Consider the following 19,221-nt stretch of genomic DNA (forward strand, 5'->3'; position numbering starts at 1 on the left):
AGGTTATCCATGACTGTTACCGGACAGATGCTGATAGGTCACACCGCCGTGCTTGGCGGCCAGGGCTCGATTCATGGGCTGGCCGCCGCCAGTGGCGAGGTGTTGCAACCGGCTTTCGGTGGCGCCTCGGCTGCTGAACTTGAGCGCGCCTGTGCCCTGGCGGAGGCGGCGTTCGATCCTTATCGCCAGTTGCCGCTTGCACAGCGGGCGGCCTTTCTGGAGAGCATTGCCAGCCATGTTCTGGGCTTGGGCGAGGAGCTGATTGAGCGCTGTCACTTGGAAACCGGCTTGCCCCGGGCTCGCCTGGAAGGTGAGCGGGGGCGCACCGTCGGCCAATTGCGCCTGTTTGCCCAGGTGGTCCGTGACGGTGGTTTTCTCGGGGTCAGGATCGACCCGGCGCAACCTGAGCGTCAGCCTCTGCCCAGGATCGAGTTGCGCCTGCGGCATATCGGCCTGGGCCCGGTGGCGGTGTTTGGCGCGTCGAACTTTCCCCTGGCGTTTTCCGTGGCCGGCGGCGACACCGCTTCGGCCCTGGCGGCGGGTTGTCCGGTGATCGTCAAGGCCCACTCGGCGCACCCCGGGACATCTGAGTTGGTGGGGCAGGCCATTGCCCGGGCCGCGCAGAGTCTGGGATTGCCCGAGGGGGTGTTTTCGCTGCTGTTCGACAGCGGCCGGGCCATCGGCCAGGGACTGGTGGCGGACCCGCGGATCAAGGCAGTGGGGTTTACCGGCTCGCGCACGGGCGGGGTCGCGCTGATGCAGATCGCCGCATTACGTCCTGAGCCGATTCCCGTGTATGCCGAGATGAGCTCCATCAATCCGGTGCTGTTGATGCCCCAAGCCCTGGAGGCGCGGGCGGAGCAAATTGCCCCGGCGTTCGTTGCCTCGCTGACCCAGGGTGCCGGGCAGTTCTGCACCAACCCGGGCTTGATCCTGGCCCTGGAAGGCCCGGCATTGCAGCGCTTTGAAAGCGCCGCTGCCGCTGCCCTAGCCACACAGGCAGCGCAGACCATGCTTACCCCAGGCATTCACCGCAGTTACTGCCAGGGCGTTGCCGCCCTGGCGGCCCATGCCCAGGTGCAGACCTTGGCCCAGGGCTTGGCGGGGCAGGGCACTCAGGCCCGAGGCGCGTTGTTCGCCACCTCGGCCGAGGCCTTCATGGGCTGCGCTCAATTGCGGGAAGAGGTCTTTGGCCCGGCCTCGTTGATTGTTCGTTGCCCGGACTTTGCCGCCTTGCAACAGGTGCTGCAGAGCCTGGAGGGCCAGTTGACCATTGCGCTGCACTTGAGCGATGGCGATCACCCCCAGGTCCGCACGCTGCTGCCGCTGTTGGAGCGCAAGGCCGGACGTCTATTGGTCAACGGATTCGGCACTGGGGTCGAAGTGGCCCACGCCATGGTTCATGGCGGGCCGTTCCCGGCCACTTCCGACAGCCGCAGCACCTCGGTGGGCAGCCTGGCGATCCAGCGCTTTCTGCGTCCGGTGTCCTACCAGGATCTGCCCGAGGCGCTGTTGCCTGCCGAACTGTCCAGCGGCAATCGGTTGCACGTACCGCAACTGATCGATGGCCAGGGGCCGATCAGCCCCACAACACACTCTCCCACAGGAGCTTTCACTCACCGCTCATAGAGGTTCCACCATGTCTGAATACATCACCCTGTCATTGGACGAAGTCCGCAGCCTGTCCTACCAGGTGCTCAGCCGACACGGCCTGTCCGACGCTCACAGTCGGGCGATCGCCGAGGTCATTACCCAGGGCCAGCGTGACGAATGCCATTCCCACGGGGTGTATCGCCTGCTGGGCTGCGTGCGCTCGGTGCGCGAAGGCAAGATCGACCCCCGGGCCGAGCCCAGCCTGCGACATGTGTCGCCTGGGGTGCTGGAAGTGGATGCTCATTACGGCTACTCCTTGCTGGGCTTCCACACCGGCCTGCCGGTCCTGGCGGAGAAGGCTCGTAGCCAGGGGGTCGCCGCCATGGTGATCAAGCGCTGTTTCCACTTTTCCGCCCTGTGGCCCGAGGTCGAGGCGATTGCCGCCACTGGGCTGGTGGGCCTGGCGATGAACCCCAGTCATAGCTGGGTGGCTCCGGCTGGAGGCCGGCACCCGGTGTTCGGCACCAACCCCCTGGCCTTTGCCTGGCCGCGACCGGGGGGCGATCCTTTTGTCTTCGACTTCGCCACCAGCGCCATTGCCCGCGGCGATATCGAATTGCACGTACGCCAGGGCAAGCCGATTCCCAGCCATTGGGCCATTGATGCCGACGGCGAACCCACCACTGACGCCCAGGCTGCATTGCGCGGTGCCATGCAGACCTTTGGCGGTCACAAGGGCTCGGCCCTGGCGGCGATGATCGAGTTGTTGGCCGGGGCCCTGATTGGCGACCTCACCAGTGTGGAGTCCATGGCCTTCGATGAAGGCGTCGGGGCGACGCCTTGTCATGGCGAGCTGGTGCTGGCGTTCGATCCCCAGGTGTTTCTGGGGCAGGGGTATCAGGCGGGGCTGGAGCGGGCGGAGGCTTTGTTCGCGGGGATTGCCCGGGATGGAGCACGGTTGCCGTCCCAACGCAGATTCGAGGCGCGGGCGCGCAGCCTGGAGCATGGGGTGCAGATTCCACGGGAGTTGCTGGAGGAGATCCGGCGGTTGCTCTAGGCAGGCGTTCGCTGACAAGCCAGCTCCAACCCTCCGTAGGAGCTAGCTTGCCGGCGAAAGCATCAGAACCTGACGTTCGCCGCCAGCTCGGCAGAGCGCCCTGGCGCGACAGTGGCGAACATGCCGACGTGGGAGGCGTCGTAGTAGGTCTTGTCGGTGAGGTTGAGCACGTTGAACTGCAGGTCCAGGTTCTTGTTCACCCGATAGGCCAGCATGGCGTCGTAGCGCCAGTAGGCATCGAGGCTGCGGGTGTTTTCATCGTTGGTGTAGCGCTCGCCCACATAGTTGGCGCCGGCACCGACTTTCAGGCGGTCGGTGAGCATGTAGGTGCTCCACAGCGAGGCGCTGTTGGGGGCGATGAATTTCATCTGGTTGCCGTTGAAGTCGGTGTTCCTGCCTGAGGCGTACTTGACCGTCTTGGCATCCAGGTAGGTGTAGCCCGCCATCACCTCCCATTGATCGGTCAGGTGGCCGGTAGCCCCGACTTCAAAACCTTTCACTTCGACATCGCCATCCAGGGTCACTTCGTTGCTGATCGGGTCGTAGGTTCGGGCGTTGGTCTTCTCGGTCTTGAACACCGCTGCGGTCAGGGCCAGGCGTTCGTTGAGCAGGTCCCATTTGGTGCCCAGTTCGAGGCTGCGGCTCTTTTCCGGGTCCAGGTTGCTGAGCCGGCCGCCTGCTGCGCCATCGGCGCCGCCCGACTGCCCGGCGGTTTCGCCCGAAGGGTTGAACGAGGTGCCGTAGGACAGGTAGATGCTGCCGTAGGGCAGGGGCTTGAAGACGATACCGCTTTGGTAGGTCCACATATTGCTGCGGTTGCTCTGGCTGGGGTCCCTGACGTGATAGGCGTCATAGCGCACCCCCAGGTTCAGGTCCCATTGCTCGTGCAGGGCCAGGGTGTCCATCACATAGACGGCGCGGTTGTTGTGTTGGGTGACCGTATGTTGGCCGTCGCCTCGTAGCACCGGGGCGAATGGGTCTTTGGGATTGGGGTGATTGAGGTCGCCCAGGTTGCTGCTCTTGGGGCTTGCATAACGATTCTTGACGTCGATCCGTTCGCGCGAGAACTCCAGGCCCGCGTTGTAGCTGTGGCCTATGGAGCCGGTGTCGAATGTGCCGAAGATGTCGGTCTGGTTGATCAGCGATTCGTTGACCACGTTGCGCCCGCGAGCCGCACGTTGCACGGTGTTCGCCTGTTCCTGCGCCGCCGTGGATATCGGCCGGCTCATGACGTAGTCCTGCATGCTGCGGCCCTGGCGGGTGGTGTTGCGCAGGGTCAGGTGGTCGTTGAAGTCATGTTCCAGTTGCAAGGTCGCAAGGTCTGCCGAGGTCTTGCGGAAGTCGCGCTGGGTGAAGCCATAGAAGTTGTCGCGGTCGACCTTGAGCGGCTTGCCGGAGATTTCCGACACCGGGATGCCCTGGTCGGGCATGTCGTCGGTCTGCAGGTGGTAGTAGCTCAAGGTGGCGCGGGTGTCGGTGTTCAGGCCGAAGGTCACGCTCGGTGCCACGCCCCAGCGCGACACCTGCACATGATCGCGCCCGGGGGTATCGGCTTCATGCTTCATGGCGTTCAGGCGCAGGGCCATGTTCTGTTCGGGCAGGTACTGGTTGAGGTCGAGGGTGCTGCGCCGCTGATGATCGGTGCCCAGGGTCAGGCTGCCAGCGCTGAAGTTCTCCTGCTGCGGTACTTTGCTGATCAGGTTGATGGTGCCGCCGGTGGAGCCGCGTCCCGAGTAGGCCGAACCCGGGCCTTTGACGATTTCGATCTGCTCGTAGTTGAACACTTCATGGTTCATCCGGCCGACGTCGCGGATGCCGTCGATCATGATGTCGGTGCTGGCCTCGAAGCCGCGGATGAAGGGGCGATCCCCCAGCGGCGTTCCGCCTTCCCCGGCGCCGAAGGTGATGCCCGGGGTCGTGCGCAAGGCATCGGTCAGGGTCGACACGGCACGTTCCTGCATCAGGGTGTCGGTGATGATGGTCACCGACTTCGGCGTTTCCCGCAGGGGCGCGGTGAACTTCACCGAATCCGAGGCCTCGCGCTTGTAGCCAGGCTGATGCACCCCTTGCACATGGGTTGGCGCCAGGGTGACAGGTGTCGCCTCGGTGTGACGCTTGGCGTCTTCAGCAGCGGCTCCCAGGCTGGCTTCGCTGAGGGCCATCAGACCGAGAGAGGTGGACCACAACTTCCAGGGTTGTGGGCGGGCGGGACTGGACATTGAGATAGAGCCTCCGTTTTATTTGGAAGCGATTCTCATTAGATAATTATTATCATTCAATCAGATAGTTCTGAACAATGGTGTCGAAAAGTGTATGCGTGGCTGTATACGAAGTGAGGGGGCTTGATCGGCTTTGCTGTGCGGAGCGACGTGTTTTCTTGCGGCGGGCCGTTTTCTTTTTCCGCAAGCCGCTGTTTCATGGTCGACCATCAACCCAGGAGATCACGGATGAATCTGCACTTCGAAACCCCCAACCTGATATTGCGCCCACGCACGCTCGAACACTTCGAGGCCTGCTTGCGCATGGACCTGGACCCTGAAGTCACACGCTTCACTCCGGGGATCTGGGACGGTGGGCAATGGCATCGGGATTTCCTGCGGTCGCGCATGACCCAGGACTTTGGTGAGCGATGCGGTTATTGGGCGATCTTCGCCAAGGAGGCCCCGGACGATTTACTGGGCTGGGTCTCGTTCATTCCTTTCGACGCCGTGGGCCCGGAACTGGAGATGGGCTGGCGTCTGGTGCGGCGGGCCTGGGGCCGGGGGGTGGCCTCTGAGGCCGCCAGGCGCATTGTCGAGCACGCCTTTGCCGACCCGGAGGTCGAGCGGATTGTCGCTGATGCTCACATCGACAATGGCGCCTCGTTGGCGGTGGCTCGCAAGCTGGGTTTTCGTTTCACTCACGACGGCGAGTTCGAAGGCCTGCCAAGCCGGTTTTTCGAAATGACCCGTGAGGATTTTCATCAGCAGACAGCGACCGGTTGAAGGGCTGCTGGCTCTGGGGAGACAGGGCGCCGTTGCGTGGCGCCCCGCAATGAAGACCGTTGCCGGTCAAAGGTGACGGCTGACCCACCACAACACCAGGAAGGCGATGGCCGCGGCCAGGGCTGACAGCTGGAACAGATTGATCAGCCATTTCAGGCCCAGGGGGAAGTTCTTGTAGTCCCGTACATCCATGCCGCCATTGCGCAGAAAGAGGTGGGGCATGGCGAACATCCCGCCGATGCACACCAGCATGCACAGACGGCTGAGAGGGTCTTTGCCCAGCAGTGGCATGCGAATGGCGATGACCCGGCAGCGGGCCAGGTACTTGACCATGTCATCGATCTTGAAATAGCCCAGGTAGACCTGGATCACCAGGGACACCAGACCGGACATGACCACCAGAATCCAACCCGCGGTATAAATATCTTTGGCGTTGCACATATCTATTCAGTGACCTCCTCAAGCTTCACGACCAGGCGTTCAGCGTCGCACTCCTCCAATGAGCCCTGGCACGCAGGGCAGCCGACCACCATAGCACCCCTGGACCAAGGACGGGCGCAGGGCTCCCCTGGGGCAGGAGAGTTGTAGCGACCCTAGCCGGGGGCTGGCCCGGTTGCCATGAGACGAGTACCAAAGACCCGGGGTTGGCGTGCTGGAGGGGAGGGGTCAGAGCTTGGCGCAACGTTCCACGTCGGCCTGGGTGGTGACCTGGGTATCGATGCCCAAACGGTACTTGCAGTAGTCGATGATCATCTGCCGGTGCTCGGGAGTGAGCTTTTCCACGCGCCGGTAGTCGCCGTCATTGGCATGGATATTGAAGAACTCCAGGCGCAGCGTCGGGGACTGCTTGATAAACCAGCGGGTGTGGGTCTCGGCTTCTTCCAGCTCGGTGTAGTAGCCGACGTTGAGCACCACCAGCAGGCCGAGGAATAGCAGGAATACGAGTTTTTTCATGGTACGGCTCCATCCATGGGCAGGGCGGCGCATGGTTCCGGCTTTGCTCATGCTTGGCAAGGGACTGTCATGAATTGTCACGCTTGCCGCCGGCAGGTTCAGCCAGCAGACAGTCGCAGGCTGTTAAAAGATTCGGACGCCCGGCAGGAGCTGGGTAGTGAGAAGGGGGCAAGAAGGTCGGGACTCTGGAACTGGCCTGATGATGCAATAGCAAAGAAAGCGATCTGCGGATCGCTTTTTTTGTCTTCGCAAGGTACGCGCCTGCCGATCTGCCAGGGTTTGCAGAGAGGGGTTCGAGCAGGACGCAATGGCCGGCAAGGTCTCTTTGTCATGTGACGCGAGCGCTCTGGAACGGTCTTTTCAAGGTCGCTATGTATTGTTCCGGGCAATACCGTTCGTCCGACGGATGGAATTGGCAAGCACTAGTCACTGCGTCATGCTGTCGATGGATGTCGTAATGCCACCATTTTGGGCTCAACCCGTTTCCAGGTGGTGTTTTCCCCCTGCGCTGCTGAGATAGGTTTTCTGATGAGTGTGTTGATCCTGCCTGAGGCGCGGTATGCCCGATAAGGCGTTGGTCGAGGAGCAGCGCCTGGCTGCTCTGTATGCCCTGGAACTGCTGGACACGGCCCGTTGTGAGCGTTTTGATCGTATTTGTCGTCTGGCGGCGCAGTACTTCAAGGTACCCACGGCCCTGATCACCCTGGTGGATCGGGATCGCCAGTGGTTCATGTCGCGGGTGGGTTTCGTCGCCGAGCAGACCCCCATCGATCAATCGTTCTGTGCCTACACCATCAAGTCCGGCGATGTGTTTGAAGTGGAAAACGCCCGCCGGGATGTGCGCTTTCATGCCAATCCCCTGGTCACCGAAGATCCATGCATCGGCTTTTATGCCGGCGCGCCGCTGATCACATCCACCGGCCACGCCATCGGCAGTTTGTGCGTCATCGATAAACAGCCCCAGCGCTTGAATGCCGTCGAGCGCCAGCAACTGCGGGACCTGGCGTGCCTGGTGATGGAGCAGATCGAGCACCGTCAGCGCCAGACCCGTCGCGATCCGGTCAGCAGCCTGCCCAATCGGGAGCAATTCCAGAGCGATCTGTACGACCTGGCGGAACAGCATCCTGGTGAAAAGCGCGTGCTGGTGCTGGTGGATGCGGTCGACATGACCGTGGCTCACGAGCTGACCCTGGCCATGGGCATGGCTCCGTTTGAAATCATCGTGCGCTTCCTGGCCCAGCAACTGCTCACCTACCTGGGGCGGCATGTCCGGGTGTATCACGTCTCGGTCAAGCGTTTTGGCTTTCTGCTACCGGCAGCGCCGGGCATCGAACGTTTTCTCGAAGGGCTGGTTCGGCGTTTGCGGCGCCAGCCGCCGGGCCTTGAGCTGCCGATGATTCCCGCGGTATGTGCAGGCACCGTGGAGTTCTCCACGGACCGCGACGCGGTGCCGGACGTGCTGCGCAAAGCCATGTTCGCCCTGGAGCTGGCGACCTTGAAGCGCAGCACCTGGGCGCCCTATGACGTGGTGCGGGACCAGGCCTATCGACGTGCCTTCAATCTGGCGTCGGACATCAGCGAAGCCCTCGACAGTGGACAGATCTACCTGATGTTCCAGCCGCGCTTCGCCCTGCCCGATGGTGCCCAGGTCAGCGCCGAGGCACTGATCCGCTGGGATCACCCTTGGCTGGGACCGATTTCCCCGGCGGAATTCATTCCGGTCATGGAGCGCAATGCCTTGATCCACCGGGTGACCCATTGGGTGATCAACGCGGTGCTGGACAGGCTGCACAGTTGGAGTTCCAGCGATGTACAGCGCCTGTCGATCAACCTGTCCCCCCAGGATTTCGAGGACCAGGACATTGCCGATGTCCTCAGGGAGGCCTGCCAGCGTCACCGCATCGATCCCCGGCGCCTGGAGGTGGAGATCACTGAAGGTGCCTGGCTGCGCTCCAACCCCAAGGTGCTGGATCAGTTGAGCAAGATACGCGGCCTGGGCATGGACGTGGCCATCGATGATTTCGGTACTGGCTACAGCAACTTCGCCTACCTGCATCAGATTCCCGCCAATGTGGTGAAGCTCGACAAATCCATGGTCACGGACCTTGAGAGCAGCGCCCAGCACCAGAAGATCACCCGTTCGGTCATTGCCCTGGCCAGGGAGCTGGGCTATCGCACCGTGGCCGAGGGCATCGAGAGTTTCAAATGCCTGCAGATGCTACGAGCCTTTGGCTGCGACGAAGCCCAGGGCTATTTCCTGGCCCGGCCCATGGCCCAGGAAAAATTCCTCGCTCACAGCGGGGCCCGGCGTTTTCCGTTGCAGCAGGGCGTCTAGCATGCAGGACAAGCCTGCCGAGGTGGCCGCGCAACGGCGGCCGCCTCAGCGCTGGGCGGCCACCAGCAACAGCCCAGGTCCAGCACCTTGAGACCGTTCATGGTGGGCAGCAGAGCTTGCAGGGCTGGCCATTCCGGTGCCGCATCGAGGCCGCCGAGGGAGCGGCCCATCTGGCTGTAGCCCTGGAAAAAGGTCGGATCGTCGTAAATATTCTGGGTCATGCAGCGTTTCCTTGAGGGTCGTGTGCAGCCGTGATGTCGGGCGGATGATGCAAAAGACGCGGCTGAGGTTTTTCCTCTGACCCGGTCACGGCGATTTTCACTCAGTGTGGGTTATGCATTATCGTGCGCCACGCCTCAAACGATCAGCGTCGTCATCGACACCAAGCCAACCGATAGCGGTGGGTGATCGTCTGTAAGGGCCAACCGAATCCCCCGAACCTGGGTCTGTACCCTAAGCGAGGCACCTTGGGCAAAGCGCGAGTGATAGGCACGACAATAGAGGCCATTCATGCTGCCGAGACGGCATTGGGGCGAACCTTGCCCAGGTCATTCGTGGACTGGCTGCTGGAGCACAACGGCAAGGCGCTGGGGGGGCTGGAAGTGTTTCCTGTCTTTGATGCGCGTGATCCCCGCAAGACCTGGGAGTCGATAGTCCGCCATTTCGAGCAAGGCTGGCGGGCTTGGCAAGACACTTTCTCCGGCATCGAGCTCGACTGCTCCAGCCTGTTGCCGTTCGCTCAATTTGGGACGGGCGACTATTACTGCTTCGATTACGCGGTACTGGGCGACGCCGGTGAGCCGGTCGTGGTGCTGTGGTCCCATGAGACGGGCCGAACCTGCGTCGTTGCGGATGGCTATGCCGCTTTTTTGGCCAATCCCGATCAGTTGTGCCACGCACCCGGCTGATAGGCCGTTGGCACAGGTCAATGCTGAAACAGCGGCGCTCCAATGATCTGCACGAGGCTTGGGCTTGGTTCGCTAGGTTTGCTGCTGGGAGGAGAAGAGATCGTTTGAATCAACGACTTGAGAAGCTTCTACAGATATCTGCGGGAGCCCGCAGATTGGGGAAGTGGAGCGGGTGAAGGGAATCGAACCCTCGTTATCAGCTTGGGAAGCTGGAGTAATGCCATTATACGACACCCGCTCGAACGGCTGACTTTGTACCAGAAGTGGCCGGGGATTTGAAGTTTTTCTTTATCTGACTTGTGCTTGCGTGTCGGTTGAGGTCGCCACAGGTGCCTCACCCGCCAGGAAAAACAGGGTTTTTCAAGGCGGGGTGACGGCCTGTGGCGACGGGGTTTCAGATGGCCCGTGCATGCTGATCATGAACATAGTGTGGACGCGAGCGGTTGTCGTACTGGGCTGGCTTGAGGAAGCCCAGGAGTGCCTGGCGACTGTCGCGGCAGGCGGCCTTGTGTTCCATGTCGAGAAAGTGCCCGGTGGCCTGGATGGTGCTGAAGCTTGCGTGCTGTACATGGTCGGCGAACAGCTTGGCGTCGTTGGCTGAGGTGTACTCGTCCCACTCACCGTTGAGAAACAGCACCGGCACCTGGATGTTCTTCGCCGCCCGCAAGTAGCACTGGCGATCACCGTTGAGCACATGGCTGATGTGGAAGTGCATCTGCCCGTACTCATGCTCCGCCAGGCTGCTGACATGGCGATAGTTGAAGCGCTTGAACAGCGATGGCAGGTGTTTGCCGATGGTGTCGTTGACCAGGTGGCCGACGCGATGGCGGTCGAGGCTGCCGAGGTAGTCGACACCGCGCTCCAGGTAGTCGCGCATGGGTTCGTTGAGCACCGGAGAGAACGAGCTGATCACCGCCTTCTCGATGCGTCGAGGACGTTGGGACAAGGCCTGCAAAGCCGCGGCGCCGCCCCACGAGAACGACAGCACATGCTCGGCGGCGAAGTGCTCGATCAACTCCAGCAGGATCTGCCCTTCCACTTCCTTGGTGAGCATCCGTTCGTGCTTGTTGTGGGCCTTGGACCGGCCCGCGTAGGGCTGGTCGTAGAGCACCACGTTGAACTGCGGGTACAGATTCTTCACGGTCTGGGCAAAGGACGCAGTGGTGGCCATCGAGCCGTTGACCAGAATGATGGTCTTGTCTGCGGCATCTGCGCGATAGAACTCCGTGTAAACCCGATACTGACCCTGTATATCCAGCACAGCGATTTCTGGCCTCATGTCATAAGACTCCTGGCAAGCGGGTATGCGCGCAACGTTGAGTGTGCACGGGCAATGTGACAGGTAGGCATACGCCTGGAATCGGAGCCCATGTCGATCCGGTAATGCAGGTCGACGGGTATTGTTATAGGCGGGCGATTTACCGGGTTGAATGCAGAGCAGGCAGGGCTCAGGCCGGCAAAAGGTTTCTTAGATGTCTGTTGGTGACTCATCGGTCACATTTCGGCCGACGGACTGATTCAAGCAGGGCAACCGGGAACCTGCAAGTGCGTTGGACAAATTGTTCGACAGCTTCTGCCCAGCGGTCATTCAGTGGGACGCGGCGTCAGATCAGGCGGATTTCGTCTGCGCTGAGGGGGCGGTATTGGCCTGGGGCAAGGCATTCATCCAGTACCAGTGGTCCCATGCGTTCGCGGTGCAGGCGCACCACCTTGTTGTTGAAGTGGCCGAACATCCGTTTGACCTGGTGATAGCGCCCCTCGACGATGCTCAGCCTGGCGCTATGGGGGCCGAGGATCTGCAATTGCGCAGGCAGGGTGGTGAGGTCCTCGAAGGCGAAATACAGACCCTGGGCGAAGGTCTCGATGTACTCGGGGCCAATCTCCTGCTCGGTTTCCACGTAGTAGAGCTTGGGCAGCTTGGTCTGCGGCTGGGTCAAGCGTCGCGACCAGCTGCCGTCGTTGGTGATCAGCATCAGCCCGGTGGTGTTGTAATCCAGGCGCCCGGCGATGTGCAGGTCCTGGGGATCCGGCTCGTGGATCAGCTCCAGCACGGTCCTGTGCTCCGGGTCGCGGGTGGCGCTGACACAGCCCATGGGCTTGTGCAGCATGAAATAACGCGCCGGCTTGCCGACCTGGAGCACTTCCTCATCCAGTTCCACGCGACTGAACTCACGGACCTCGGCCTTGGGGTCGCTTACCGGCTGCCCGTCGATGCGGATGCGGCGTTGCACCAGCAGCAGGCGCACCTGCTGACGGTTGAAGCGAGGCAGGTTGCTGAGGAAACGGTCAATGCGCATGGTGATCGGCGGTTGGGGGCAAGGTGAGGAGGTTCAGGAGCGTGGCAAGGTGCCGGCGCGCAACTGCGCTTCGACCCCGGCACAACGGGGGCATAGGCAGGAGCGGTCGCGCAGCTGTGGCGGCAAGGCTTCGATGATTGCCGGGTCGATGCTCACGCTGTAGCACCAGCAGGCTTGGTCCGCAGTACGCGGGTCGGCCAGGGTGCAGTCGTTGCGGGCACCGCAGGCCGGGCAAAGGTCAGGTTCATTCATGGCTGGAGTGGGGCATTTCCACACAGGTTCGATTGCGTCCGCTCTGCTTGGCGCGGTACATCGCATGGTCGGCACGGGACAGCAGGCTGTGCAGGGTGTCTGCCGATTGCAGAGCGGTCAAGCCGATACTGACGGTCAGTTGCAGAGGCTGCCCTTCATAGTAGTAGCGCTGTTGTTCGGTCTGCTGGCGGATCTTCTCGGCAATGACCAGGGCGGCGCTGCTCTGGGTGTCCTTGAGCAGGACAATGAACTCCTCGCCGCCCCAGCGGCAGACGATGTCGGACTGGCGCAGGCAGTCCTGCAGGTCACGGGCAAAACCGCTGAGCACCAGGTCCCCGGCCAGATGGCCGTAGGTGTCGTTGAGGCGCTTGAAGTGATCCAGGTCCAGCAGCAGGGCGCACAGTGGCGTCATGTCCCGCCGCGCTTCCTGCAGAGCCTGGGCTGCCAGCAGATCGAAGCCGCGGCGATTGGGCAGGCGGGTGAGGCTGTCGAGGGTGGCCTGGGCCTCGATCTTGCGCCGGTAGCGACGCACCACGCCGCTGAGCAGGATCAGCACGATGCTGGTGACCACCAGGCAGATCAGCAGGTTCAGGTACAGCGACTGACGGATGCTGTTGAGGGCGCCGTCTTCGCGCTTGTCGACGAACAGGTACCAGTTCAGTTCGGGAATGAAACGCACATTGAGAAAGTGCCCCTGGCCCTGGGTCGAGTATTCGTAGCTGCCGCTGTGGGGCTTGGGCAGTTGGGTCATCAGCTCCTTGAGGCTGTCCAGGTCATGCAGGGACTGGCCGCTGCGGGCGCCCTGGGGCCCACCGTCGGCGCCGGTGAGGACGATGCGGCCGAAGGTGTCGACGAAGTACACACTGCGCTGGTAGCGCTGCTGGTACTTGTCGATCAGCTTGATCACCGCGTCCACCGTCAAGCCCACTCCGGCCGCACCGATGAAGCGCTCCTGATAGTCGTAGACCTTGTAGTTGATGAAGAAGGTCAGCTTGTCCTGGTTGGCCAGGTCCGGGTCGACGTTGATTTCATAGGGCGTGGCCATATCGCGTACGCGAAAGTACCAGGCGTCCCGGGGCTCATCGACCTTGACCTGCTTCAGCACGCCCTTGGCCTGGTAGTAGGTGAGGCTGGTGTTGGAGACGAAGAACGCGGTGTAGGCGCCATAGTGGGTCATGACCTCGTTGAGGTAACGGGTCATCTGGGTAGGGTCGCGTTCGCCGGCCACCACCCAGTCACGCATGAAGGTGTCGCGGGCCATCATCGAGGAGATCAGGACCGGCCGTACCAGGTCCTTCTGGATTTCCGAGTACACGGTGTCGGAGGTCAGGGGCAGCTCGGTGTTGACGATGTTGTCGCGGATCGAGTCCCGGGAGGCGTAGTAGCTGAGCAGGGAAGTGGCGAGGAAGCCGCTGCCCAGTAAGGTGATCAGGACCAGTACCAGCGAACGTTGCGAATACAAGGGAGAACGAAGCGGCATGGCAATTCCGTGATAGTGGCCCGATGACGCATTCTAGTGGCACGGCGCGGAAATAACTCGTTCATCAGCGCACTGAGTTGTCTCGGAATCGACACGCGGCATGGTGTTTTTCCGGCGCCGGAAATGCGGCCCCGAGTCGTCCTGACAGGGCGGTTACCGGCGGTCGAAGGACTTGTATCAACGTGTTGCCAAAATCGCACCAGAAGGGGTTTTCGCGGTCAGATATTTCGTCAGTCGGCCTGTTGTCGACTGCCGCCTGCCAGCGTCGCTGGTGTGGCTTCTTCGCGGTCCAGGAGGCCGCCATGTATCGTCGACTTCTGCTTGTTGCATTACTGGGTTTGAGTCTTAGCGCGTGCGTCCCTTATTACGGTGGAGGTTCAAGCTATTACAGCTCCGAAGTCTACAGTTCTCCCACGCCGGCCTATTACTACGGTGGTGGTTCTTCCTATTACTCCACTGGCCGCAGTTACTACGCACCGCGTTACTACCAGCCGGCTCCGCGCTACTACCAGCCACCCCGGGCGGTGTACCGGCCGTATCCGAACCAGGGCTGGGGCGGGCACGATCGCCACAGCAACTGGGGCAACAACGGTGGCCATCGGGAATGGGGCGGTCACGGCGGACGTGGTGATCGTGGCCGAGGCGATCGTGACCGGGGCGACCATGGGCGAGGCGGTCGTGGCCATTGATCCCGAGTGGGCCAAAAGCCTGTAGCCGCTGTCGGCGGCTGCAGGCTTTTTAGTAATCCGTCAGGTCCGCCAGGGGATGACGGCCTTCCCAGGCCTTGTGGAAATGCGCTTGCACCACCGCCTCGGGCACGCTGTTGATATCCGACCAATGCCAATGGGGCTGATGATCCTTGTCGATCAGGCGGGCACGCACCCCTTCGGCAAACTCCGGGTGCCGGCAGCAGTTCAGGCTCAGGGTGTATTCCATCTGGAATACCTCGGCCAGGGACAGGTAGCGAGCACGGTGGATCTGCTCCCATACCAGGTGCGCGGTCAGCGGGCAGCCCTCGACCAGCGTCTTGGCCGCTCGGCTGTAGAGGGCATCGCTGTGGTTCTGCAACTGGCTGATGGCACGCCAGGCACAGGCCACGTCACTGACGTCCAGCCAGGTGTCGATCTGCTGCCGACGCGGCAGCCATTGGGCTTCGGGCAGTTGAGCCGAGGCTTCCTGCTGCAAGGCCTTGAGCAAGCTGTTGAGTTGCCTTGGCGTCTGTTCCTGCCAGTTCAACTGCAACAGCCCCTCGATCAGTGCTTCCTGTTGTTCGTCCAGCAGGAAGCGGTCGGCGAGGTTCAGGTCCAGGGCATCGCGGCCATTCATGTGGGCGCCGGTCAACCCCAGGAACAAGCCGAGCTTGCCGGGCATGCGCGAGAGGAACCAGCTGGCACCGACGTCGGGATACAGGCCGATGCTGATTTCCGGCATTGCCAGGCGACTGCTGGGGGTGACGATACGAATCCCGGCACCTTGCAGCAGACCCATGCCACCGCCCAGCACATAACCGTGGCCCCAGCAGATCAAGGGTTTGGGATAGGTGTGCAAGCGATAGTCGAGACGGTATTCCGCGGCAAAGAAATGCCCGGCCAAGGCCGGTACTTCGCCGGGGTGATCGAGGCAAGCCTGGGCCAGGCTGCGTACCTCGCCGCCGGCACAGAAGGCCTTGGCGCCGTTACCCCGCAGCAGCACACAGACCACTTGCGGGTCCTTTGCCCAGGCGTCGAGACGCTCGCTCAACTGCTGGATCATGGGCAGCGACAGGGCATTCAGGGATTTTTCCGCGTCCAGGGTGGCAATGGCGATGCGTGCGCCATCGGTGCCGGTGAGTTCTTCGACGTGCAGGTTCATCGTGACCTCGAGGGGAAATAGAAGCGCTCAGTATGATCGCTGGTAGGGAAAGTGCAGGTTCCGTGTCAGATCAATTGACAAGCGAAGTCGGCTTTCCTAGGGTGCGGCCATTGTTTTTTTCACGGGCATGGCCATGACTGCTGACGATCGTATCAAACTCGAACCGAGCTGGAAGGAGGCGCTGCGTGCCGAATTCGAGCAGCCCTACATGAGCGAACTTCGCGAATTCCTGCGCCAGGAACATGCCGCCGGCAAGGAAATCTATCCGCCGGGTCCGATGATCTTCAATGCCTTGAACTCAACCCCGCTGGACAAGGTCAAGGTGGTGATCCTCGGCCAGGACCCGTACCACGGACCGGGCCAGGCCCATGGCTTGTGCTTCTCGGTACAGCCCGGGGTGCCAGCGCCGCCCTCGCTGGTGAACATCTATAAAGAGCTCAAGCGTGACCTCAACATCGACATTCCCAACCACGGCTACCTGCAAAGCTGGGCCGACCAGGGCGTGCTGATGCTCAACACCACCATGACCGTGGAGCGGGCCAACGCGGCATCCCATGCGGGCAAGGGCTGGCAGTTCTTTACCGATCGGATCATCGAAGTGGTCAGCGAGCACCAGCCGCACCTGGTGTTCCTGTTGTGGGGTGCCCACGCCCAGAGCAAGCAGAAACTGATCGACGCCACCAAGCATCTGGTACTGACCTCGGTGCATCCTTCACCGCTGTCGGCCTACCGCGGCTTCCTCGGTTGCGGGCATTTCAGCCGCACCAACAAATACCTTGAGCAGAATGGCGAGACGCCCATCGAGTGGCGCCTGCCGCCGTTGTAACTATTGCTCGATGGGGGGCTGCTTGGTGGCAAAACCACCTGCGACTTGAACCAAGGCATATCTGTAGCCGCTGCCGCAGGCTGCGAACGGCCCGTAGGGACGCGGCGGTGAAGGCTGTGAACCTTGTCGCCCCCCGCGGCAGCGGCTACAGGGGGCCTTTGTTCCAGTGGCGGAACAGGGGCTCGGCGAGAAACAGCACGAACAACAACCTCATCACCTGCATCGCGGTCACCAGTGGCACCGACAGTTGCAGGGTCTCGGCCGTCAGGCTCATTTCCGCGATACCGCCGGGCATCATGCCCAATGTCAGCGAACGTAGATCCAAGTGGGTCAACACACTCAGGCCCAGGGCCGCAAGGCCGGCGATCAGCATGCTCAGGGCGGTGCCGATCAAGGTCCGCCCCATGAACGAGGGCGCTCGGCGGAAGAACTGCCGATTGAAGTGACAGCCCAGGCCGCTGCCGATCAGCCATTGGCCCACCTGACTGCCGCCCTCTGGCAGACCGATGTGCAGGTCCCAGGCGATGCTCACCGTAGCGCTGAGCAGCAAGGGGCCGAACAGCCAGGGGTTGGGTTGGTGCAGACGCTGCCAGACCCAGGCCAGCAGCGCGCCCGCGGGAAACAGCAGGGCCAGCCACTGCCAGTCCACGCTGGTGGCATGCAGGGCGGGGGTGCCTTCCCCCAGCAGATATTTGAAGGCCGCCGGAACACAGAGCACCACGGCCAGCACCCGCAGGCTCTGCCCAGCCGCCACGCGGCTGAGCACCGCGCCATTGCGCGCGCCGAGATTGACCATCTCCCCGGAGCCGCCGGGCATGCTGGAGAAAAACGCGGTGGCCCGGTCTTCTCCGGTGTGCCGCAGCAACCACACCCCGACCACGCTGGACAGGCTGGTCACCAGGGCGCCGAAGAAGATCAGGCCAAAGTGACTCATGACCTGTTCCATCACCTGGGGCGTGAAGTGCAGGCCAATGCCGATGCCGACCACCCATTGCCCGCATTTGCGGCCGCCGGGGATTTCCGCCAATTGCCAGGGCGTCAGGCAGCGCACCAGGATGATCGCCAGCAACGAGCCGACCATCCAGGGCAATGGCCAGCCGATCTGGCTGGCGAGATAACCGCCAGCTAGGCCCACCAGGGGCGTGCCCCACCATTGTCTGAAGCGGGCTTCAGACATCGGCCACGGCACGTTGCTGGGCCGAGCGCTTGCGCCAGATGCGCAGCAGCGGCATGAACAGCATGAGGAGGGTCAACACCCAGACCCCGACCGTGATCGGGCTCGACCAGAGGATCTCCATCGCGCCATTGGAGATCGACAGCGCCCGGCGCAGGTTCTGCTCCATCAAGCCGCCGAGGATGAAACCCAGCAATACCGGCGACAACGGGAAGTCCAGCTTGCGCAGGATGTAGCCGAAGATGCCGATGCCCACCATCAGGAACAGGTCGAAGGTGGTGGCGTGCACCGCGTAGACGCCAATCCCGGTAATGATCGCGATCACCGGCACCAGGGCCCAGTTCGGCACGGCGAGGATGCGGGTGAAGAGGCGGATCATCGGGATGTTGAGGATCACCAGCATGATGTTGGCGACGAACAGCGAGGCGATCAGGCCCCAGACAATGTCCGGCTGCTGCTGAAACAGCAGTGGGCCGGGCGTGATGTTGTACAGCGACAGGGCGCCAATCATCACCGCGGTGGTGCCGGAGCCGGGAACGCCGAGGGTCAGCATCGGCACCAGGGCGCCGCAAGCCGAGGCGCCGATGGCGGTTTCCGGGGCGGCCAGGCCGCGCTTGTCGCCTTCGCCGAAGGTGCCGCTGGCGCCGGCGATGCGTTTCTCGGTCATGTAGGCCACGGCGCTGGCCAGGGTCGCGCCGGCACCGGGCAGTACGCCCATGATGAAACCCAGCAGGCCACAGCGGATGTTCACCACGAACACCGAGGCCGCTTCCTTGAAGTTGAACATCATGCGTCCGGTGGCTTTCACCGCTTCCTGGCCGCGATGGGTCTTCTCCAGCAGCAACAGAATCTCGCTGATGGAGAACAGGCCCAGCACCAGCACCACGAACTGGATGCCGTCGGTGAGGTGAATGTTGTCCCCGGTGAAGCGGTACACACCGCTGTTGGCGTCAATGCCCACCGCCGACAGGAACAGGCCGATCAGCGCCGCAATGAAGGTCTTTAGCGGTCGATCGCCGGCCATGCCGCCCAGGCAGACGATGGCGAACACCATCAGTACGAAGTATTCCGCCGGGCCGAAGGCGATCGCCCATTTGGCCAGCAGCGGGGCGAACAGCACCATGCCGCAGGTGGCGATGAAGGCGCCGATGAACGAGCTCCAGGCCGAGAGTGACAGGGCCACGCCCGCCAGGCCTTTGCGGGCCATGGGGTAACCGTCCAGGGTGGTCATCACGGTGGAGGCTTCGCCCGGAATGTTCAGCAGGATCGAACTGATGCGGCCGCCGTATTCGCAACCCAGGTACACCGCCGCCAACAGGATCAGCGCCGATTCCGGTGGCAGGCCCAGGGCGAAGGCAATGGGGATCAACAGCGCCACGCCATTGATCGGGCCCAGGCCCGGGAGCAGGCCGACCACGGTGCCGATCAGGGTGCCGGACAGGGCGGTGACCAGGTTGTAAGGGGTCAGCGCAACGCCGAAGCCCTGGCCCAGATAACTGAGGGTATCCAT

The 19,221-nt window shown here is 62.4% G+C and carries 17 protein-coding genes, 1 tRNA gene and 1 pseudogene; 7 read left to right on the plus strand and 12 right to left on the minus strand.

What is annotated here, in order from left to right; translation table 11 throughout:
* Positions 1 to 9: 9 nt before the first annotated feature.
* The gene (locus PQT43_RS03395) at positions 10 to 1,629 is read left to right on the plus strand and encodes an aldehyde dehydrogenase (NADP(+)) (protein WP_267269517.1); all 1,620 of its coding nucleotides are present in this window, start codon (positions 10 to 12) and stop codon (positions 1,627 to 1,629) included.
* Between the two features lie 10 nt (positions 1,630 to 1,639).
* Positions 1,640 to 2,650 (plus strand): Ldh family oxidoreductase, encoded by a 1,011-nt coding sequence (locus PQT43_RS03400; protein WP_272753499.1) that lies wholly within the window; start codon positions 1,640 to 1,642, stop codon positions 2,648 to 2,650.
* Between the two features lie 62 nt (positions 2,651 to 2,712).
* Here the strand turns inward: PQT43_RS03400 and PQT43_RS03405 are convergent, their stop codons facing one another.
* Positions 2,713 to 4,869, minus strand: a complete 2,157-nt coding sequence (locus PQT43_RS03405) for a TonB-dependent receptor (protein ID WP_272753500.1) — start codon at positions 4,867 to 4,869, stop codon at positions 2,713 to 2,715.
* 228 nt (positions 4,870 to 5,097) lie between these two features.
* Between PQT43_RS03405 and PQT43_RS03410 the strand changes: the two genes are divergently transcribed.
* Positions 5,098 to 5,634, plus strand: a complete 537-nt coding sequence (locus tag PQT43_RS03410) for a GNAT family N-acetyltransferase (protein WP_102861575.1) — start codon at positions 5,098 to 5,100, stop codon at positions 5,632 to 5,634.
* 66 nt (positions 5,635 to 5,700) lie between these two features.
* On the opposite strand, the gene PQT43_RS03415 is transcribed toward PQT43_RS03410, so the two are convergent.
* The gene (locus PQT43_RS03415) at positions 5,701 to 6,075 is read right to left on the minus strand and encodes a hypothetical protein (protein WP_102878702.1); all 375 of its coding nucleotides are present in this window, start codon (positions 6,073 to 6,075) and stop codon (positions 5,701 to 5,703) included.
* A gap of 225 nt (positions 6,076 to 6,300) precedes the next feature.
* The gene (locus PQT43_RS03420; RefSeq protein WP_102878703.1) at positions 6,301 to 6,588 is read right to left on the minus strand and encodes a hypothetical protein; all 288 of its coding nucleotides are present in this window, start codon (positions 6,586 to 6,588) and stop codon (positions 6,301 to 6,303) included.
* Between the two features lie 559 nt (positions 6,589 to 7,147).
* Between PQT43_RS03420 and PQT43_RS03425 the strand changes: the two genes are divergently transcribed.
* Positions 7,148 to 8,923: a putative bifunctional diguanylate cyclase/phosphodiesterase gene (locus PQT43_RS03425; protein ID WP_102878704.1), complete on the plus strand. Its 1,776-nt coding sequence runs from the start codon at positions 7,148 to 7,150 to the stop codon at positions 8,921 to 8,923.
* Between the two features lie 68 nt (positions 8,924 to 8,991).
* Here the strand turns inward: PQT43_RS03425 and PQT43_RS03430 are convergent.
* Positions 8,992 to 9,144, minus strand: a pseudogene (locus PQT43_RS03430) (SAM-dependent methyltransferase); the annotation flags it as partial.
* A 261-nt stretch (positions 9,145 to 9,405) separates the two neighbouring features.
* Between PQT43_RS03430 and PQT43_RS03435 the strand changes: the two are divergent.
* The gene (locus tag PQT43_RS03435; RefSeq protein WP_258010234.1) at positions 9,406 to 9,831 is read left to right on the plus strand and encodes an SMI1/KNR4 family protein; all 426 of its coding nucleotides are present in this window, start codon (positions 9,406 to 9,408) and stop codon (positions 9,829 to 9,831) included.
* Positions 9,832 to 9,995: 164 nt separating this feature from the next.
* On the opposite strand, the gene PQT43_RS03440 is transcribed toward PQT43_RS03435, so the two are convergent.
* The 5 genes from PQT43_RS03440 to PQT43_RS03460 all read right to left on the minus strand — a co-directional run bounded on the left by PQT43_RS03440 (position 9,996) and on the right by PQT43_RS03460 (position 13,860).
* Positions 9,996 to 10,069, minus strand: a tRNA-Gly gene (locus tag PQT43_RS03440).
* A gap of 156 nt (positions 10,070 to 10,225) precedes the next feature.
* Positions 10,226 to 11,110 (minus strand): alpha/beta fold hydrolase, encoded by an 885-nt coding sequence (locus PQT43_RS03445; RefSeq protein ID WP_102861581.1) that lies wholly within the window; start codon positions 11,108 to 11,110, stop codon positions 10,226 to 10,228.
* 325 nt (positions 11,111 to 11,435) lie between these two features.
* Complete coding sequence (locus tag PQT43_RS03450; RefSeq protein WP_102861582.1) at positions 11,436 to 12,128, minus strand: 16S rRNA pseudouridine(516) synthase; 693 nt, start codon at positions 12,126 to 12,128, stop codon at positions 11,436 to 11,438.
* Positions 12,129 to 12,161: 33 nt separating this feature from the next.
* Positions 12,162 to 12,380, minus strand: a complete 219-nt coding sequence (locus PQT43_RS03455; RefSeq protein WP_102861583.1) for a cysteine-rich CWC family protein — start codon at positions 12,378 to 12,380, stop codon at positions 12,162 to 12,164.
* On the minus strand, positions 12,373 to 13,860 hold the full coding sequence (locus tag PQT43_RS03460) for a sensor domain-containing diguanylate cyclase (protein WP_110595064.1): 1,488 nt from the start codon (positions 13,858 to 13,860) through the stop codon (positions 12,373 to 12,375). The genes PQT43_RS03455 and PQT43_RS03460 overlap by 8 nt, the downstream gene beginning before the upstream one ends.
* Positions 13,861 to 14,162: 302 nt before the next feature.
* Between PQT43_RS03460 and PQT43_RS03465 the strand changes: the two genes are divergently transcribed.
* A complete protein-coding gene (locus PQT43_RS03465; protein WP_272753501.1) occupies positions 14,163 to 14,549 on the plus strand; it encodes a hypothetical protein in 387 nt (128 codons plus the stop codon).
* Between the two features lie 49 nt (positions 14,550 to 14,598).
* Here the strand turns inward: PQT43_RS03465 and PQT43_RS03470 are convergent, their stop codons facing one another.
* Positions 14,599 to 15,711 (minus strand): enoyl-CoA hydratase/isomerase family protein, encoded by a 1,113-nt coding sequence (locus tag PQT43_RS03470; RefSeq protein ID WP_115581788.1) that lies wholly within the window; start codon positions 15,709 to 15,711, stop codon positions 14,599 to 14,601.
* Between the two features lie 133 nt (positions 15,712 to 15,844).
* Between PQT43_RS03470 and ung the strand changes: the two genes are divergently transcribed.
* Complete coding sequence (gene ung, locus PQT43_RS03475) at positions 15,845 to 16,537, plus strand: uracil-DNA glycosylase (RefSeq protein ID WP_102861587.1); 693 nt, start codon at positions 15,845 to 15,847, stop codon at positions 16,535 to 16,537.
* Between the two features lie 145 nt (positions 16,538 to 16,682).
* Here the strand turns inward: ung and PQT43_RS03480 are convergent, their stop codons facing one another.
* Entirely contained in the window at positions 16,683 to 17,714 is a 1,032-nt protein-coding gene (locus PQT43_RS03480) for an AbrB family transcriptional regulator (RefSeq protein ID WP_272753502.1), read from the minus strand.
* Entirely contained in the window at positions 17,707 to 19,221 is a 1,515-nt protein-coding gene (locus tag PQT43_RS03485) for a tripartite tricarboxylate transporter permease (RefSeq protein ID WP_102861589.1), read from the minus strand. The genes PQT43_RS03480 and PQT43_RS03485 overlap by 8 nt, the downstream gene beginning before the upstream one ends.

Source organism: Pseudomonas sp. BLCC-B112 (assembly GCF_028550695.1).
Lineage (GTDB): Bacteria > Pseudomonadota > Gammaproteobacteria > Pseudomonadales > Pseudomonadaceae > Aquipseudomonas > Aquipseudomonas danubii.

What these genes read in the sequence shown, in the direction of transcription:
- PQT43_RS03395 (WP_267269517.1), top strand. Translation starts at nt 10, where the DNA reads ATGACTGTTACCGGACAGATGCTGATAGGTCACACCGCCGTGCTTGGC.
- PQT43_RS03400 (WP_272753499.1), top strand. Translation starts at nt 1,640, where the DNA reads ATGTCTGAATACATCACCCTGTCATTGGACGAAGTCCGCAGCCTGTCC.
- PQT43_RS03405 (WP_272753500.1), bottom strand. Translation starts at nt 4,869, where the DNA reads ATGTCCAGTCCCGCCCGCCCACAACCCTGGAAGTTGTGGTCCACCTCT.
- PQT43_RS03410 (WP_102861575.1), top strand. Translation starts at nt 5,098, where the DNA reads ATGAATCTGCACTTCGAAACCCCCAACCTGATATTGCGCCCACGCACG.
- PQT43_RS03415 (WP_102878702.1), bottom strand. Translation starts at nt 6,075, where the DNA reads ATGTGCAACGCCAAAGATATTTATACCGCGGGTTGGATTCTGGTGGTC.
- PQT43_RS03420 (WP_102878703.1), bottom strand. Translation starts at nt 6,588, where the DNA reads ATGAAAAAACTCGTATTCCTGCTATTCCTCGGCCTGCTGGTGGTGCTC.
- PQT43_RS03425 (WP_102878704.1), top strand. Translation starts at nt 7,148, where the DNA reads ATGCCCGATAAGGCGTTGGTCGAGGAGCAGCGCCTGGCTGCTCTGTAT.
- PQT43_RS03445 (WP_102861581.1), bottom strand. Translation starts at nt 11,110, where the DNA reads ATGAGGCCAGAAATCGCTGTGCTGGATATACAGGGTCAGTATCGGGTT.
- PQT43_RS03450 (WP_102861582.1), bottom strand. Translation starts at nt 12,128, where the DNA reads ATGCGCATTGACCGTTTCCTCAGCAACCTGCCTCGCTTCAACCGTCAG.
- PQT43_RS03455 (WP_102861583.1), bottom strand. Translation starts at nt 12,380, where the DNA reads ATGAATGAACCTGACCTTTGCCCGGCCTGCGGTGCCCGCAACGACTGC.
- PQT43_RS03460 (WP_110595064.1), bottom strand. Translation starts at nt 13,860, where the DNA reads ATGCCGCTTCGTTCTCCCTTGTATTCGCAACGTTCGCTGGTACTGGTC.
- PQT43_RS03465 (WP_272753501.1), top strand. Translation starts at nt 14,163, where the DNA reads ATGTATCGTCGACTTCTGCTTGTTGCATTACTGGGTTTGAGTCTTAGC.
- PQT43_RS03470 (WP_115581788.1), bottom strand. Translation starts at nt 15,711, where the DNA reads ATGAACCTGCACGTCGAAGAACTCACCGGCACCGATGGCGCACGCATC.
- ung (WP_102861587.1), top strand. Translation starts at nt 15,845, where the DNA reads ATGACTGCTGACGATCGTATCAAACTCGAACCGAGCTGGAAGGAGGCG.
- PQT43_RS03480 (WP_272753502.1), bottom strand. Translation starts at nt 17,714, where the DNA reads ATGTCTGAAGCCCGCTTCAGACAATGGTGGGGCACGCCCCTGGTGGGC.
- PQT43_RS03485 (WP_102861589.1), bottom strand. Translation starts at nt 19,221, where the DNA reads ATGGATACCCTCAGTTATCTGGGCCAGGGCTTCGGCGTTGCGCTGACC.